15 protein-coding genes are annotated in these 15,631 nt (G+C 67.5%); 3 read left to right on the forward strand and 12 right to left on the reverse strand.

The window, feature by feature from the left end; all coding sequences use genetic code 11:
* Positions 1-73: 73 nt before the first annotated feature.
* Both AC5JJ2_RS14545 and AC5JJ2_RS14550 read right to left on the reverse strand, forming a co-directional pair.
* Positions 74-997: a hypothetical protein gene (locus AC5JJ2_RS14545; RefSeq protein ID WP_495858727.1), complete on the reverse strand. Its 924-nt coding sequence runs from the start codon at positions 995-997 to the stop codon at positions 74-76.
* Entirely contained in the window at positions 994-1,524 is a 531-nt protein-coding gene (locus AC5JJ2_RS14550) for an RNA polymerase sigma factor (RefSeq protein WP_495858728.1), read from the reverse strand. Before AC5JJ2_RS14550 ends, AC5JJ2_RS14545 begins: the two co-directional genes overlap by 4 nt.
* Positions 1,525-1,640: 116 nt before the next feature.
* Between AC5JJ2_RS14550 and selB the strand changes: the two genes are divergently transcribed.
* Positions 1,641-3,572, forward strand: coding sequence for a selenocysteine-specific translation elongation factor (gene selB / locus AC5JJ2_RS14555; RefSeq protein WP_495858729.1), 1,932 nt, complete (start codon positions 1,641-1,643; stop codon positions 3,570-3,572).
* A gap of 44 nt (positions 3,573-3,616) precedes the next feature.
* Here selB and rbp read toward each other — a convergent pair whose 3' ends face one another.
* The 7 genes from rbp to AC5JJ2_RS14590 form a co-directional block, all read right to left on the reverse strand.
* A complete protein-coding gene (gene rbp, locus AC5JJ2_RS14560; RefSeq protein WP_495858730.1) occupies positions 3,617-4,033 on the reverse strand; it encodes an RNA-binding regulator in 417 nt (138 codons plus the stop codon).
* Between the two features lie 347 nt (positions 4,034-4,380).
* The gene (locus AC5JJ2_RS14565; RefSeq protein ID WP_495858924.1) at positions 4,381-5,256 is read right to left on the reverse strand and encodes an ATP-grasp domain-containing protein; all 876 of its coding nucleotides are present in this window, start codon (positions 5,254-5,256) and stop codon (positions 4,381-4,383) included.
* Positions 5,256-5,924, reverse strand: a complete 669-nt coding sequence (gene rpe / locus AC5JJ2_RS14570) for a ribulose-phosphate 3-epimerase (RefSeq protein ID WP_495858731.1) — start codon at positions 5,922-5,924, stop codon at positions 5,256-5,258. The genes AC5JJ2_RS14565 and rpe overlap by 1 nt, the downstream gene beginning before the upstream one ends.
* 91 nt (positions 5,925-6,015) lie before the next feature.
* Positions 6,016-7,092, reverse strand: coding sequence for an HlyD family secretion protein (locus tag AC5JJ2_RS14575; protein WP_495858732.1), 1,077 nt, complete (start codon positions 7,090-7,092; stop codon positions 6,016-6,018).
* 145 nt (positions 7,093-7,237) lie between these two features.
* Positions 7,238-8,008 carry an ABC transporter ATP-binding protein gene (locus AC5JJ2_RS14580; protein ID WP_495858733.1) on the reverse strand — a complete coding sequence of 257 codons (771 nt, stop codon included), beginning with the start codon at positions 8,006-8,008 and terminating at the stop codon, positions 7,238-7,240.
* Positions 8,009-8,058: 50 nt separating this feature from the next.
* Positions 8,059-9,207 (reverse strand): ABC transporter permease, encoded by a 1,149-nt coding sequence (locus tag AC5JJ2_RS14585; protein WP_495858734.1) that lies wholly within the window; start codon positions 9,205-9,207, stop codon positions 8,059-8,061.
* The gene (locus AC5JJ2_RS14590) at positions 9,204-9,848 is read right to left on the reverse strand and encodes a TetR/AcrR family transcriptional regulator (protein WP_495858735.1); all 645 of its coding nucleotides are present in this window, start codon (positions 9,846-9,848) and stop codon (positions 9,204-9,206) included. Before AC5JJ2_RS14590 ends, AC5JJ2_RS14585 begins: the two co-directional genes overlap by 4 nt.
* Before the next feature lie 267 nt (positions 9,849-10,115).
* Between AC5JJ2_RS14590 and AC5JJ2_RS14595 the strand changes: the two genes are divergently transcribed.
* Both AC5JJ2_RS14595 and AC5JJ2_RS14600 read left to right on the forward strand, forming a co-directional pair.
* A complete protein-coding gene (locus AC5JJ2_RS14595) occupies positions 10,116-10,460 on the forward strand; it encodes an Mpo1-like protein (protein WP_495858736.1) in 345 nt (114 codons plus the stop codon).
* Positions 10,461-10,684: 224 nt separating this feature from the next.
* On the forward strand, positions 10,685-12,997 hold the full coding sequence (locus AC5JJ2_RS14600; RefSeq protein WP_495858737.1) for a TolC family protein: 2,313 nt from the start codon (positions 10,685-10,687) through the stop codon (positions 12,995-12,997).
* A 161-nt stretch (positions 12,998-13,158) separates the two neighbouring features.
* Here the strand turns inward: AC5JJ2_RS14600 and AC5JJ2_RS14605 are convergent, their stop codons facing one another.
* The 3 genes from AC5JJ2_RS14605 to AC5JJ2_RS14615 all read right to left on the reverse strand — a co-directional run bounded on the left by AC5JJ2_RS14605 (position 13,159) and on the right by AC5JJ2_RS14615 (position 15,422).
* The gene (locus AC5JJ2_RS14605; protein ID WP_495858738.1) at positions 13,159-13,458 is read right to left on the reverse strand and encodes a hypothetical protein; all 300 of its coding nucleotides are present in this window, start codon (positions 13,456-13,458) and stop codon (positions 13,159-13,161) included.
* Complete coding sequence (gene ilvN, locus AC5JJ2_RS14610; protein ID WP_495858739.1) at positions 13,455-13,952, reverse strand: acetolactate synthase small subunit; 498 nt, start codon at positions 13,950-13,952, stop codon at positions 13,455-13,457. Before ilvN ends, AC5JJ2_RS14605 begins: the two co-directional genes overlap by 4 nt.
* A gap of 246 nt (positions 13,953-14,198) precedes the next feature.
* The gene (locus AC5JJ2_RS14615; RefSeq protein WP_495858740.1) at positions 14,199-15,422 is read right to left on the reverse strand and encodes an FG-GAP repeat domain-containing protein; all 1,224 of its coding nucleotides are present in this window, start codon (positions 15,420-15,422) and stop codon (positions 14,199-14,201) included.
* Between the last annotated feature and the right edge of the window lie 209 nt (positions 15,423-15,631).

The raw sequence follows: 15,631 nt of genomic DNA on the forward strand, positions 1-15,631 counted from the left end.
GGCGTGAGCCGCCGGGTGAGGGACGCTCACCCGGCGGCTCACGCCGCTCGGCTCGCCGATTGAATACGAACGACTACTTCACCCGGTTCTGGAAGCGCTTTAAGAACTCGTCGCGGAACTTCGACCGGCGGTCCATCCGGTCCTTGCGGTCCCACACGTCCGCGTCGGCGTCGAGGTGGCCGCGCACGTCGTAGGCGTCGGCCGGTTGGTCGCCGACGCCCAGCAGCGTGAACGCCAGTCCGGCCGCGGGTTCGCCGTTGACCTGCCGCTTGAACGCGGCCCGGCGGATCAGCTTCGTCTCCGGGTCGAGGTCGATGGCGATCTCGCGGAACCGCGGGTTGCGGTTCAAGAAGCTCGGCCGGATCGTCGCCTCAATTCGGATCAACTCGCCGGGCCGGCCCTTGTCCTTGCGGTACATCGTGAACTGCTCGAGCACGTCGCCGAGCGTCTGCACAGCCCGCAGGCTGACGAGTTCGCACAGCCGCGCGAGCGGCTCGCCGATCTCGGTCGGCTCGTAGACCAGCCCGCGCTTCCTGGACAGGGCGAACCAGATGCGGCCGCCCGCGTCCTGCCCCATGATGAACGGCTGCCCCTCGGCCTGGGCTTCCACCCAGAACTGCTCGCCGCGGGTCCAGACCTTGAACCGCTTCGCCACGGCCGGGATTTGCAGCTTCCGCAGGATCGGGGCGTCCCACTCGGTGACGAGTTCGTAATGTCGGTCGGCGGGGACGGCGTGCGCGGCCTTCGCCTCTTCCACCAACTGCTCGGCGGCCGCGAGCTGCGGGGCGGCGGTCGGGTTGAAGAACAGAACGCCGCCGACCCCGGCGGCGACGGCCGCCCCGGTCCCGACGCCGGCCGCCCACCTCAGCCACGCCCGGCGGGTGACCGGGTGCTTCCCCTTCACCCGCTCCAGCATGGCGCGGGCGTCCACCCGTGCGGCCTCGCGGTCGAGGTGCGAGCGGATCGCGTCGTCGAGGGGGTCGTTGGGTCGGGTCATGTCACCGCCTCCCCGCCGAGGAACGGCGCGAGGAACTCCGCGAGGGCCTGCCGGGCGCGGTGGACGAGTACCCCGGCGTTCGTCGGCGTCACCGAGAGAATCTCCGCGATTTCCTGCTGCGAGTGGCCGAGGGCCTTCAATTGAATCGCGGCCCGCTGCTGCGGCGGCAGCTTCCGCAGCCCGACCGCGAGGCTGTCGGCCAGCTCTCGGTGTTCCGCGTGCAGTTCCGGCAGCACCGCCCGCGGGTCGGCGGGGTCGTCCGCGACTTCCCCGTCGTCACCGGTTCGGGTGAATCGGAAGAACGTCCGGCCGCGAACCTTGAGGTTGATGCAGGCGTTCGAGATCGAAGTCAACAGCAGCTTCAACCCGTCCCGCGGCAGGTCGTACACGTCCGCCTTCGCGAGCAGGCGGCAGTAGCAGTCCTGCACCACGTCCTCGGCCTTGTCCGGGTCGCGGAGGAGCGAACGGGCGTAGGCCACGGCCCGCGGGGCCGTGTCCAGAACCCACCGATCCAGCGCGTCACTCACGGCCGCCGCACTCGCGATAAGGAGGAAACACCGGACCCGCAAAGATATTACATACTCGACGGCGCGAAGCGGGGTTTCGCGGCGGCCGCCCGTAAAATGCCCCCAAAGGAGCCATCATGCCCCGCGACCTGATCCTCGGCACGGCCGGGCACATCGACCACGGAAAGACCTCGCTCGTCAAGGCCCTCACCGGCGTCGATTGCGACCGCCTGCCGGAGGAGAAGCAGCGGGGCATCACCATCGACATCGGGTTCGCCAACCTCGACCTCGGCGACTTCCGCCTCGGCATCGTGGACGTGCCGGGGCACGAGCGGTTCGTCAAGAACATGCTCGCCGGGGCCACCGGCATCGACCTCGCCCTGCTCATCGTCGCGGCCGACGACTCCGTCATGCCGCAGACCCGCGAGCACCTCGAAATCCTCCGGCTCCTCGGCCTCCAGCAGGGCGTCATCGCGCTCACGAAGGCCGACCTCGTGGACGAGACGACGCGGGAGGTCGTCGCCCTCGAAATCCGCGAGCTAGTCAAAGGCTCCTTTCTGCAAGACGCGCCGATCATCCCCACGTCCGCCTTCTCCGGGCTGGGGATCGAAGACCTGAAGGCCGCGATTCGGGACGCCGGGCAGAAACTTTCCTCCCGCGACGCGGCCGAGTGGTTCCGGCTGGCCATCGACCGGTCGTTCGTCGTCCAGGGGCACGGCACGGTCGCCACCGGGTCGGTCACGTCCGGCGCGGTCCGCGTCGGCGACGAGTTGGACTGGCACAAGGGGGACGGCACGACGGAAGCCGTGCGGGTGCGGTCGTTGAACAACCACGGGCAGCCGGTCGAGGAGGTCCGCCGCGGGCAGCGGGCGGCGATCAACCTCGCCGGCGTGCCGCACGAGGCCGTCCGCCGCGGCCAAGAACTCGCGCGGCCCGGCTACCTGCGGCCGAGTAAGGTGGTCACCGTCCGGCTGCACACGCTCGCGGACCAGCGGCGGCCGATCAAGCACCGGCTGCCGGTCCGGCTGCACGTCGGCACGGCCGAGGTGATGGCGACCGTGTCCGTCCTCGACGCCGACGCCGTCGAGCCGGGGAAGTGGGCGATCGCGCAGCTGTTCCTGGACGAACCGGTCACGGCCGTGTGGGGCCAGCCGTTCGTGGTCCGGGATTCGTCCGCGGAACACACTCTGGGCGGCGGGCAAGTGCTGCAACCGGTCGCTGTGAAGCTCCGGCGGCGGCACCTCGAATCGCTCGAACGGATCGAGCAACTGTGGGCCGCCGACCCGTTCCCGCGGGCCGTCTCCGCGGCGTGGTTCGCCGGGTTCCACGGCCTTCAACCGAACGACCTCGTCCGCGCCGCCGGCGTCCCCCCGGACCAGTCGGACGCGCTCCTTCAACAAGCCATCGCGGACAAGAAGCTGGTCGAGTTGACGCTGCCGCCGAATCGGAAGGTCTACCTGCACGCCGACCGGTTGGCGGAACTCGGCGAGCGGATTCAGGACACGCTGGCGGTGCTGCACGAGTCGTTCCCGTTGATGACGAACCACGACCGGCAGAAGACGCTCGCCCGGCTGGAGTACGTCGGTGACGAGGCGCTGCTCCAGGTCGTCGTGGACCGGCTCCTCAAGGCGAAGCAGCTCGTCGGCGACGGGAAGCGGATCGCGCGAGCGGACTTCAAGCCGAAGCTGAGCGCGAACCAGCGGAAGCTGAAGGACAAGATCGTGGACGAGCACAAGAAGGCCGGGTTCGCGCCGCCGGAGCCGGCGAGCTTCGCGAACCAGGCGGCCGGGAACGCGGCGGCTTTGAAGGACATCTTCGAGGTCGCCGCGGCCGAGGGGTTCCTCGTCAAAGTCACGGACGAGATTTTCCTGCACGCCGACTTCGAGGCGGAGATGCGGCGGAAGGTCGAGGAGCGGCTGAAGTCGTCGCCGGGGGCGACGGTGGCGGAAATCCGCGACCTGCTCGGCACGACGCGGAAGTACGCCGTGCCCCTGTGCGAGTACCTGGACCAGGCCGGCGTGACGAAGCGCGAGGGCGACGTGCGGGTGCCGGCCGCGCCGCCGAAATGAAACGACCCGGTCCGTTCGGGCCGGGTCGCATTGGTCGCTTCGTGTTAGTAGCCGCCACCGCCGTAACCACCGCCGCCACCACCGTAGCCGCCACCGCGGCGACCGCCGCCGCCACCGCCGCCGTAGCCACCGCCGCCGCCGCCGCGACGACCACCGCCGCCATAACCGCCACCGCCGCCCCCGCCACCGCCGTAGCCGCCGCCGCCGCGCGGCCGGTCCTCGCGGGGCTTGGCCTCGTTGACCGTCATTCGACGGCCCTGGAACTCGGCCCCGTTGAGCGCCTGGATCGCCGCCTCGTGGCCGTCGCTCATCTCGACGAACGCGAAGCCCCGCGACCGGCCGGTCTCCCGGTCCATGATGATTTGAGCCTTCGCCACCGTCCCGTACTGGCCGAACGCCTGGACGAGGTCCTCGTTCGTCGTGGAGAACGGCAGGTTGCCGACGTACAGATTCACCGCCATGACATTACCCTTCCGAGGAGGTCGGACCGCGGTCCGCCTCAAGAATCGCCGACGCGACCGCCAGAAAGGACGGTCGGGACAAGGATCGAACGCGGTGCGAAGGCGCACCCACGGTGCTCGTGGAGATTGAAACCAGACTCGGATTCGTTCGTCGCACGGAAATCGCCGAGGGGTCTACCAGCTAGACGAGTACGGAACACTCAGAAGGGAAATCATCGGAGCGGATCCGCCAACGAGAAGCCAGAACGGAAACTTAGCAACCGGTTCGTCCTGATCCTGCCGACCGGGGCCACCCCGTTCGGTAAATGGAGTATAACCGCGAAGGGGGAAAAAGATAGCGGAAAATGTCAGCCGCCGGCGGATTTCACTTGCCCCTCGGCCGTGAACGTTAACCGGCCGGTTTTCCAGGTCATTTTGCCCGGCGGTTCCCTGTGAAACACCCGCAGCATGGCGGCGGCGAGGTTGAAATTCGCGAGCGCCCGCAGCCCGATGTACGAGGTCGTAAGCCGCGGGTTGATCTCGATCGCGTAGTCCCCGGCGTCGCCGAGTACGAAATCGACGCCGACGTAACCGGCCAGGCCCGGCACGCACCCGACGGCCTTCCGGCCGAGCGTAACGGCCCGCTCCGCGAGGTCGGCCGGGATCGGCAACTCCCCGCCGAGGTAGTGGAACCGGCCGTCGTCGCTGAGTCGTTGGAACGCCGGGACGAGAGGGATGGTCTGCTTCGGCCCGATGAGGAAGGCGACGCTCGCGGGTCGGCCTTCGACGAAATCTTGCGCGATGAAGTTTCCCGGACGTTCGACGCCGTTTCCCTCACGAACCAAGAACGTGGCCCACGACCCGGCCCCGTCCCGCGGCTTCACGACGACCGGCCGCCGGGCCGCGGGCCATTCCTTCGCCGACGCGGTGAACGGCGTCGGAACGCCGTGCCGCTGCCAGTGCCGGAAGAGCGCGAGCTTGTCCCCGGTCAGCGCGAGGGCTTCGGCGGACGACGCGACGACCTCGTGCTTTCGACGGAACGCCGCGACCTGCTCTTCAAGAATACGATCCGTTTCCGGCGCGATCACGATGGCGACTTCGGCGTCCTCGTCCGTCACCGTCACGCCGGGGATGAGGCGCAAGTCCGCGACGAGCGCGTCCCGCATCGCGCGGCCCTCGCGGTACATCGAGCCGCCGTCGTCCGGGCCGGTCGCCGTGAGGTGCTCGTAGACGCGGACCCACATCACGCCGCGGCCTTCGTCGCCAGGTCCAGGAGGTGCTTCGTCGCGGCCGTCGGGCCGTCCTTCGCGCCGAACACGGCCGTGCCGGCCACGAACACCGTCGCCCCGGCCGCGGACGCTTCCGAGATCGTCTTCGCGTCGATGCCGCCGTCCACTTCCAGCTCGCAACTCGGGTTCAGCTCGTTGATCCACTTCCGCACTTGCCTGATGCGGCCGGTGCTCTCCGGGATGTACGCCTGCCCGCCGAAGCCGGGGAACACGGTCATGCACAGCGCGAGGTCGATGTCCGGGATGTACCGCTCCAGCTTCGTGAGCGCGAAGTCCGGGTTGAACGCGAGGCCGACCTTCTTGTTGAACGAGCGGACGTGCTGTATCAGTTCCGTCGGGTCGGGCTCGACTTCGAGGTGGAAGATGAACGAGTCGGCCCCGGCCTTGATGAACCCGTCGAGGAACTTCGCCGGCTCCTCCACCATGAGGTGGACTTCGAGCGGCATCGCCGTGACCGGCCGGAGGCCCTTGCAGACGATCGCGCCCATGCTGAGGTTCGGGACGAAGTGGCCGTCCATGACATCGACGTGGACGCGGTCGGCCCCGCCGGCCTCGGTCAGTTTGACGAGTTCGCCGAGCCGGGAAAAGTCGGCGGCCAGAATCGAAGGCGCGATCGCGGGCATCCGGAAACTCCTCGGGTGCGAGAGGAGTGTCAGGATATGGAGGGGGTTCCCCAAAGCCCACGCACGATCGTGCGTGGGCTTTCGCCCAAAACTACTCCCCAGTGTTCAGGAACACTTCCATCTGCTGCCCGACGAACAGGTTCTGCTCCGTCGTTTCCAGTCGGTAAATGACCTGAAGCACCCGCGTGTCCACCCGCTCCGTGTTCGAGCCGGTCAGCGACCGCTTCGGAATCACATACGGTTCGACCCGCACGAACGTGATCGGGAACTTCACGCCGGGGTTGCCCCGCGGCTGCGCGAAGCCGGGCAGGTTTTTGCGGAACCGGCCGATGTCGTTCTCGTCGATGTCCACCCGGACGTGCAACTGGCCGACGTGGCCGAGCACGATGAGCGGTTGCCCCTGCACCGTCGCCACGAACTCGCCGGGGCGGACGTTCACCTGGAGGACCTTGAACTCCGTCCCGTCCGAGGCCAAACTCGCGGCGTCCCACTTCAGCCGTGGGGCCTTAACTGTCAACCGGCCGAGTTCCGTCGCCGTCTGTTCGACCTGGGCCTGGGCCTGCGTCACCGCGGAAATCGCGACGAGCTTGTCGAACTTCCACGACCCGGCTTCCGACAGCGCGAGGTCGGCCTTCGCCCGTTCGAGTTGCGCCTTCGCCACGGCCACGCCGGCCTCCCGCCGGGTGAGTTCGTCCTCCGACGCCGCCGACCCCAGCCGGCGGAGGCGGTCGAGTTGCTTCGTCTGGTCCTCGACGCCGGCTTGCATCTCGTTGACCCGCGCCCGCAGCGGCGGCAACTCCTCCGGCCGCGGGGCGTTATTCAGCTTCTCCAGCGCCGCCCGCGCATTTTCGAGGAACGCCTTCTTCACGACCAACTCGGCGTTCAACTGCCGGTCGTCGAGGCGGAACAGCGGCATCCCCGGCCGGACCATGTCGCCGACCCGGACGTGGACCTGCTCGACGATGCCGGGCAGGTGCGTGCCGATGGAGATGTTCTCCGTCTCCGGCTCGATGATGCCGGACCCGGCGAGTTGCTTCGCGAACGGCGACTTCGCCGGCTCGACCGGCGGCACGGCCGGCGGCGACTTCTGCTGCGCCGCCGTCATCTGCCTGACGGCGAACGCGAACGCGACGACGCCGATCAACGGAAGTAAGTACCGCGTGAGCATGACTGTCTCCCTGATTCGTGCGGTCGTTAGCCGCCCCTGGGACCGCGGGCGTCCCGCCCGCCACGGCCCCAGCCGCCTCAGACCGGTCTCCGTAGCCCCGAAGGTGGGCGGGCGGGACGCCCGCGGTCCCAGGCTCGATCCACTGTCACTCGTGCGGCCGCTGGCCCTTGCCGAGGACCTCGACCACGCGGCCGTCGGCCATCGACACGATCCGGTCGCCGAAGTCGTACACCCGGCTGTCGTGCGTCACCACGACGACGGCCCGGTCCTTCTGCACGGCGACCTGTTTAATCAGCCCCATGACCGTCCGCCCGGACGCGGCGTCGAGGGCCGCCGTCGGCTCGTCGCAGACGAGCAGCCGCGGCTCGTGGACGAGCGCCCGCGCGATCGCCACCCGCTGCTGCTGCCCGCCGGAGAGCTGCGACGGGTAGCCCTTCAACCGCGAACCCAGGCCGAGCGAGGTGAGCAACTCCGCCGCCTTCGCGATCGCCTTCGTCCGGCTCCACCCCGCGATCAAGAGTGGAACGCAAGCGTTCTCCACGGCCGTGAGCGCCGGCAGCAGGTTGTACTGCTGGAACACGAACCCGATGTTCTGCCCACGGAACCGCACCTTGCGGTTGCCGCCCATCGTCGTGAGGTTCTGGCCGAGGACGGTGACCTCGCCCTCGGACGCGTCGAGCAGGCCGGCGGCGATGGAGATGAGCGTCGTCTTGCCGCACCCGGACGGGCCGACGAGCAGCACCATCTCGCCGTAGGGCAGGGAGAGCGTGATGTCGTCGAGCGCCGTCACCCGCGTATCGCCGGTCCCGAAGAACTTCGAGACTTTGTCGAACGCGATCGCCGCGTTCGCGGGTCTGGGGTCTGGGGTCTGGGGTCTGGCAGAAGACTCCTTCTGCTCGATCAGTTCGGCGTTCATGTGGAAATCCCCCGGCATCTTTCTTCCAGACCACAGACCCCAGACCCCGCTTACCGGAACACCACGCCCGCTTCCAGGAACAGCACCCGCTTCATGCTCAGCAAGCTCGCCGCCAGGGCGATGACGAGTACCGCCCCGCCCGCGATCGCCATGATCTGCCAGCCGAAGTAGAACGCCGGCGGCGTGGACGTGACGGCCCGCTCGAACACGTACCCGAACAACGCCGCCCCGCCGATGCCGAGGCCGAACCCGATGACCGCCACGATCAGGGCTTGCAGCAGGATCATCCCGACGAGGCGGAAGTTGCTCACGCCCATCGCCTTGAGCGCGCCCCACTGCTTGATGTTTTCGAGCGTGAACAGGTAGAACGTCTGCCCGGCGATGGCGCACCCGACCACGAACCCGAGCAGCACGGTGATGCCGAAGTTGATCGGAATGCCGGTCCGCTCCATGTAGTACTGGATCGTCACCCAGAAGAACTGGTCGTTCGTCAGCGCCCGCAAGCCCGTTCCCTCGGTGATCGCCGCGCACACCTGCTCCGGCGGCAGGCCGTCGTTCCCCTTCGCCAGGATGAACGTGAGCGTCTTCCGCTCCTGCGGCAGGAACTGCACCGCCTGCGAGTACGTGCCGTACAGGATCGGGAACGTCTGGAACGTCGGGTTGCACTTGCACATGCCGACGATGACGGCCCGCTTGTCGTTCATCTCCAGCGTCCGGCCGACCTCGAACGGCTCCTTGCCGAACAGGTACCGCCAGCCGAACTCGTCGATGAACACGGCGTTCGGCTGCCGCAGGTCGCCGAGGTCGCCGTGAATGATCCGGTCCGGCCGCGGCGCGCCGACGAGGGTGGCGTCGTCCAAGCCGATCAGGATCATCTGCTGGAAGTTGCCGTCGGACAGGCGGGCGCGGGCGATCCCCTTGTATAGCCGCACGGCCCACTGGACGCCCTCGACGCCGCGGACGCGGAGGAGCTTGTTCTCGCTCATCGGCTTCACGTCGTCCACGAACTGCACGTTCTTGTCCATCACCCAGATGTCGCCGCCCTCGATGTCGCGGATCTGGCTCGTCGTGTTCCGCATGAGGCCGCAGAAGATGGCGAGCTGCTGCCCCATGAGCAGCGCGGCGAACGCGACGCCGAAGATGATGCCGAGGTACTTCGCCCGGTCCCCGGTGAGCATCCGTAGTGCGACCCAGTTCATGTGCCCCCCCCGCGGACCGGCGGCGCGTGCCCGAGCGCCGCCAGCGTGAAGTGCGTCACGTGTTCCGCGATCTCGTCCGTCGAGAGCGCGTCGATGTGGTCCTTGCTGAAGATCAACTCCGACACCGGGCGGTTCTGCCGGTAGTACAGGACTTGCCCGATGATGCTGAACCCGACCATCAGCACCCGCGCCTCCGACGCGCCGGGCAAGAGCGCTGCGACGATGGCCCGAAGGCGGAACGCCATCGGCTGGATGTAGTCGCGGACGACCTCGCGGCCGGCGGCCGTCGGGTACGACAGCTCCCGCATCATCAGCCGCAGCGAACTCGGCCGGGCCGGGCTGGTCATCCGCACCGTCATCTCGCGGATGAACAGCTTCAACTGCTCGACCGGTGGCGTGTCGGCCGGCGGTTCCGGCATTGGGGCGTGCTTGGAACTGCACTCGTGGGCGTACTTCACCGCCTCGATGTACAGCCGCTCCTTGTCGCCGAAGTAGTAGTTGACGGCCGCGATGTTGACGTTCGCCCGCGTGACGATCTCACGCACGGTCGCGGCCACAAACCCTTTCTCGGCAAAGATTTCCTCGGCCGCTTCGAGCAGCCGCTGTTTCGCTTCCGGGAGAGGTGGCAATTCGTGAACCATGTTAATCGATTGTTTTAATCGGACGTTTGCAACAAATATATCAATCAATAGTTTGAAACGCAAGATTTCCTTCGTGAAGATTTGATTCCGGACTCTAGCGAATGATTCCGGACGCAGAAAATCGTCATAAATTGTTTTGAAGTATGAATTTAATTCATTCTTAGAAATGATTCCGGACTTTTGAAATGATTCCGGCCGGAGGTGGGGTGGTTTCCGTGGAATCATTTTGCGACTTGTCCCCGAGTGCCAGTGGGCTACTTCAACGGCATGAGCGACACGCCACGCCATTCGTTCCCGATCGCCCGCCGGCTGCTGCGGTTCGCCGGCCGCGCCCGGCGGAACTGGCTGACCCGCCACCAGAACAACTTCAACTTCGCGATCCACATGCTAGGCATCCCGCTCGCGCTGCTGGTTGCCCCGGTTCTGTTTTTCCTCCTCCCCTGGCCGTGGGGCGTCGGCGCATTCGTCCTCGGCTACCTGCTCCAGTGGGTCGGCCACAAGGTCGAAGGGAACGACGTGGGCGAGTTCATCCCGGTGAAGAAGCTGCTCGGCCTGCCGGTCGTGGCCGTCGCGTCGCAGTTCCAACTACCGAATCACCCGGAACCGCGCTGAGTCGCCACCTTCGGACTTTCGCCAGCCTCGCGACTTGAGCCAATCCCGCCGGATTCGCGCGGAAGTTGCCGAACCCCCCGGCCCGCGCGACAAATCCCGTAGATTTTTCCCCGCTTCCCGCCGATACGTTTGGAGGATGCCCCGCAGAGTCGGGGTAGCGTCCGCGATGGGGGGAACGCGACGTGACGAGAACGCATCAGGGACGGCGTTGGAAGGCTCGCGTCTTGGCGGGGGTACTCGGGGCGGCGGCGGCGTTGAGCGGGTGCAAGCACCAACTCTTCCTCGAACCGGCCGACCACCGAACCGCATTGACCGCCGGGTTGGAACACCTCGAGCGGCAGCCGCACGGCGCGATCCCGCCGGCCGTCGTGCCGGCGGCGCAGATGCCGTCCACGGCCCTCGACCCGACCCGGCCGCCGCGGAACGTGACGCTGAAAGAGTGCATCGCGATCGCCGTCGAGAAGGGGAACCTCGGCTCGGCCGGCGGCAGCCAGAACGCCGGGTTCCCGAACGACAGCATCGTCCAGTTCAACGGCCGGAACACCGGCGGGACGGACACGATCCGCGCCCTCGTCCTCGACCCGGCCATCGTCGGGGCGGACATCGAGAGGTCCTTGTCGAAGTTCGACGCCCGGCTCATCTCCAGCCTGACGTGGTCGAAGAACGACCAGCCGGTCGTGAACTTCCAGCAGCAGATCACGAACGGCGACGCGGCGTCGATCAGCACGACGCTCGCCAAGCCGCTGCCGACCGGGGGCGTGGCCGGGATCACGTTCAGCACCGACTACCGGAAGTTCGCGGTCACGAGCAGCCAGTTCGCGCAGAACGTCAACCCGGCGTACACGCCGCGGGTGCAGTTCCTGTTCGAGCAGCCGCTGCTCCAGGGGTTCGGCATCGAGATCAACCAGCTCGCCCAGAGCCACCCCGGCAGCCTGCTCATCCAGGGCCTGCGGCCGAGCGGCGGGCAGACGACGGAAGGCATCCTCATCACCCGCATCCGGTACGACCAGCAGAAGGCCGAGTTCGACCGGCAGATCAACCAGATGCTGGTCAACGTCGAGTCGGCGTACTGGAACCTCTACGCGGCGTACTACAACCTGTACGCCCAGGAGGAGACGCTGAAGCAGGCGTTCGACCTCTACACCGTCATCAAGAAGCGGTACGAGGTCGGCACCGTCCGCCAGCAGGAACTGACGCAGACCGAGTCCCAATACTGGACGTTCCGCCGGAACGTGCTGGAGGCGCGGTTCCAGGTACAGGACGCGGAGCGGAACCTCCGCGGGCTGCTCGGCGAGACTTCCTTCTCCGACGGACTGCGGCTCGTTCCCGTGGACGAGCCGACGCTCGCCCCCTACGCGCCGGACTTCTACGAGCAGGCGAACGAGGCGCTCGCGGCCCGGCCGGAACTCATCATCGCCCGGCACGACCTCAAGTTCAGCCAGCTCGACCTGCTGTTGCAGAAGAACCTGCGGCGGCCGGACCTGCGGTTCTTCGCCAGCCAGGACATCGCCGGCATCGGCACGCGGCTCGACGGGTCCGAAATCATCACGGAAAACGTCGGCGGGCAGACGAACATCGTCCAGTCGAACGCCTTGAAGAACTGGGCGAACAACGACTCGAATAGTTGGCAGCTCGGCCTGCGGTTGGACATCCCGCTCGGGTTCCGCGACGCGAACGCGGCCGTCCGGCAGGCCCAGTTGCGGATGGTCCGCAGCTACTACCAGCTCGCGGACGGCGAGCGGAAGACGCTGGAGTTGGTCCTCCGCCAGTACCGGAACCTGGCGTTCCGCCACCAGGACATCATCTACCGCCGGGCGACGCGGGTGGCGCTCGAGCAGACGCTGGCGCTGAACAAGAAGCTGATCGACGGCGGGGCGTGGGACGTGAACACGCTGTTTAACATCCTGCAGGTACAGCAGAACTTCGCGACGACGCTGGCGGCCGAGTTCCAGGCGATCGCGGCGTACAACACGGCCCTGGCGGCGCTCGAGTTCGAGAAGGGGACGATCCAGCGGTACAACAATGTTTCGGTCGGCGAGGGGGCGCTGCCGCCGCACGTGCAGAAGAAGGCGGCCGACCACTTCAGCGCCCGGAACGCGGCCCTGAAGCTCCGCGAGCGGGCAGAGGAACTGCCGCTGCCGCCGCTGACGAGTCCGTACGACCCGGTACTGGAGAAGTTGCCGCCGCCGCCCGGCGGGAACATGGGGATGCCTGGGATGCCGATGGGCCTGCCGGGGACGGGGATGCCGCTGCCGGCCCCGGCGAAGCCGATGCCGCCGGCGACGACGCCGCCGAGCACCACGGACCTGAAATTCGTGCCGGTTACGCCGCCCACGGCCACGAGCCAGGGCACGCCGGTCTACGCGGAGCCGGTGACGAGCGGCGGCGTCCGCCCGTGGCCGGGCACGCAAGAAGGGCAGCCGCAACCACCGGCGGCGGTGTTCACGCCGATCGGCACGGCCCACGTCCCGGTGCGGAAGGCGGTCACGCCGCCGGTCGCCGGGCCGAGCGAGCCGATCTCGGTACAGCCGAAGTAGGAACGAAACGGCCGCCGGGAAACCGGCGGCTGTTGCTCTTGCTGGGACCGCGGGCGTCCCGCCCGCCACGGCCCCAGCCGCGTAAGACTGGTTTCCGGTACGGGAAAGGTGGGCGGGCGGGACGCCCGCGGTCCCAGGGTAGCCGGCCTCGAAACGAGGGGTTACACCACCTTCTCGACCTTCGTGTTCTCGTCGATGCTGACGGACGCGAGTTCCCCGTTCGGCTTCGTGAAGTGGACCGTCGGGACGACGATGTCGTCCTCCGGCACGCGGTCCACGGTCACGCCGGTGGCGAGGTAGCTCAGCCCGCGGAACTCGCCGGCTGCCTCTGCGGGCCACGTGCGGGAACCGACGCGGACGGTCTGCGTGACCTTGATCTTGTCCCCGGCCTTCAGCCCCTTCAGCAGATCGACCAGCGCCGGGTCGAGCCGGCGGGTCGGCAGGACGATCTTGTCGGTCATTCCTCGTCCCTCGCTTTCGGCACGCCGCGGACCAGCGCGATCCGCCCGGTCCGGGCCAGCTCGATGATCCCGTAGGGCCGCATCAGGTCGATGAACGCCTCGACCTTCCCCTCCGTGCCGCTGACCTCGAGCATGACGTTCTCGTGCTGGATGTCCACCACCCGGCCGCGGAACGACTCGACGAGTTGGAACACCTCGGCCCGCTTCGACCCCGCGCACGTCACCTTGATGAGCATCAGGTCGCGTTCGACGAAGTTCTCCGCGGAGATGTCATCGACCCGGACGACGGTGACGATCTTGTCGAGTTGCTTCCGCACCTGATCGACGACGTTGTCGGCCGCGTTGATGACGAACGTCATCCGGGACATGTCGTGGTGTTCCGTCTCGCCGACCGCGAGGCTGTCGATGTTGAAGCCGCGGGAGGCGAGCATGCCGGAGATGTGCGCGAGCACCCCCGGCTGGTTCTGCACGAGTGCGGAGAGCACGTGACGCATTGAAAGAGGTTCCTGTTCGGGTGTCCGGCGTATCTTACGGACCCGCCGCCACCGGAACAGGAGTGCCGACCCGCCCCGCCGGTTCGCTGGCGGGGATTGGTTTGCCTCGTCCGGCGGCCCGCCACCGTTGAAAACGATCCTTTGGAACCCTGAGCGGAAGCGACGGGGTGAGGGCGCTCCACCCCGTCGCTTCCGCTCAGGGTTCCACAAGAATAGCGGCGGTCCCCGTCGTTTCGACAACGGGCACTACTTCCGCTGCTGGACGATGACGTGGACGCCCTTCTTGTTGGACGAGATGATGTCCAGCAGGCCGTCGCCGTCGATGTCCTCGACGGCGAACTGCGTCCCGATGCCGGAGTCGGTGTCGATGACGTGCGGCACGAAGTTCGTGAACCCGTCCTTTTCCTTGACGGCCTTCAGCCAGAACACCTTCGCGTCCCAGCTCGACCCCGGCTCGGCCCGGCCGTGCGACCACCACCGCTTGCCGGTGACCAGGTCCTTCTGCCTGTCGCCGTCGATGTCCACGAAGTGGGCGGCGTGCGTCTCCGAGGTCAGCCGGCCGAACAACTCGATCTTGTCGAAGACCGGGTGGGCGTCCTTCTTGTCGTTCGCCGGGACGCGCTGCTTGTGCCACCAGATGCCGAAGCGGTGGGCGGACGTGCTGAGCACGTCCATCTTCCGGTCGCCGTCCACGTCGAACGCGAACATGTCGGCACACGCCTCGCCGAGGTTCGCCGGGTGGAACGCCCACGGCGTTTTCCCATCCACGGACGCCGGTTGCTCCCACCAGCCGCCGGTGCAGATGACGTCGTTCTTGCCGTCGCCGTTCAGGTCGCCGACGCCCAGGCCGTGGCTGAACCGCATCGTGCCGGGGACCGGCTTGTTCGGCTCGCTCGGCGGGCTGACCGGGTGCATGTCCCAGAGCGCGTTCGGGTCCTTCTCGTTCGGGGTGAAGTAGGCCATCTGCCCCATGTTGCCGTCGGTCTTCGCGTCCTTCGGCTGGAAGCCCATCAGCAGAACCCGCTTGCCCGTGCCGAGGAGGTCGGCGTAGATCGGCGTCTCGTTACACGCGCTGTGCCAGATCGTGTGCTTCGTCCAGTGGCCGTCCTTGCCCTTCGGGTTCTCCATCCAGTAGCACGGCGCGCCGGGGAAGTCGATGACGATGAGGTCGGCGTACCCGTCGGCGTTGAAGTCGTCGCTCCAGCACGCGAACGACCGGCTGTAGTTACCGAGGCCGTCCTTGAAGTCCATCGGCTTCTGCATCTCGTGCGGCGTCCAGGTCGGGGCCTCGTACCAGTACTCGCCGTTGAGCACGTCCTTCTTGCCGTCCTTATTCACGTCCGCGACGGCCACGCCCTCGGCCCGGAACTTCGTGTCCAGGGTGGCCTTCTTCCAACTGATGGCCGGGTCGGCGGCCGGAAGCTGCGTGCCGCCGGCGGCGAGGAGCGCGGAGAGGAGCAATCGACGCATTGGGATGTCCCGAAGAGGAGCGGGGGTGGGTCGTGGGTGTGATTATGGGCGCGGGGCGAAGGGGAAGCAAGCACCGAATAGTAGTAGGCACACTCCGTGTGCCGTCTCCTCGGCGGGTCGGCGAGTTCGTCCGAGTCGCGGCGACCCGCAGCAGACGGCACACGGCGTGTGCCTACTACTCTGTCCGGTTTGACCCTCCCGCCCCCGCG

This window comes from Limnoglobus sp. (genome assembly GCF_059499385.1).

Coding starts and splice junctions, on each gene's coding strand:
- AC5JJ2_RS14590 (WP_495858735.1), bottom strand. CDS start 9,848: ATGGTTCACGAATTGCCACCTCTCCCGGAAGCGAAACAGCGGCTGCTC.
- rpe (WP_495858731.1), bottom strand. CDS start 5,924: ATGCCCGCGATCGCGCCTTCGATTCTGGCCGCCGACTTTTCCCGGCTC.
- AC5JJ2_RS14545 (WP_495858727.1), bottom strand. CDS start 997: ATGACCCGACCCAACGACCCCCTCGACGACGCGATCCGCTCGCACCTC.
- AC5JJ2_RS14575 (WP_495858732.1), bottom strand. CDS start 7,092: ATGCTCACGCGGTACTTACTTCCGTTGATCGGCGTCGTCGCGTTCGCG.
- AC5JJ2_RS14605 (WP_495858738.1), bottom strand. CDS start 13,458: ATGACCGACAAGATCGTCCTGCCGACCCGCCGGCTCGACCCGGCGCTG.
- AC5JJ2_RS14595 (WP_495858736.1), top strand. CDS start 10,116: ATGAGCGACACGCCACGCCATTCGTTCCCGATCGCCCGCCGGCTGCTG.
- rbp (WP_495858730.1), bottom strand. CDS start 4,033: ATGGCGGTGAATCTGTACGTCGGCAACCTGCCGTTCTCCACGACGAAC.
- AC5JJ2_RS14615 (WP_495858740.1), bottom strand. CDS start 15,422: ATGCGTCGATTGCTCCTCTCCGCGCTCCTCGCCGCCGGCGGCACGCAG.
- AC5JJ2_RS14580 (WP_495858733.1), bottom strand. CDS start 8,008: ATGAACGCCGAACTGATCGAGCAGAAGGAGTCTTCTGCCAGACCCCAG.
- AC5JJ2_RS14565 (WP_495858924.1), bottom strand. CDS start 5,256: ATGTGGGTCCGCGTCTACGAGCACCTCACGGCGACCGGCCCGGACGAC.
- selB (WP_495858729.1), top strand. CDS start 1,641: ATGCCCCGCGACCTGATCCTCGGCACGGCCGGGCACATCGACCACGGA.
- AC5JJ2_RS14585 (WP_495858734.1), bottom strand. CDS start 9,207: ATGAACTGGGTCGCACTACGGATGCTCACCGGGGACCGGGCGAAGTAC.
- ilvN (WP_495858739.1), bottom strand. CDS start 13,952: ATGCGTCACGTGCTCTCCGCACTCGTGCAGAACCAGCCGGGGGTGCTC.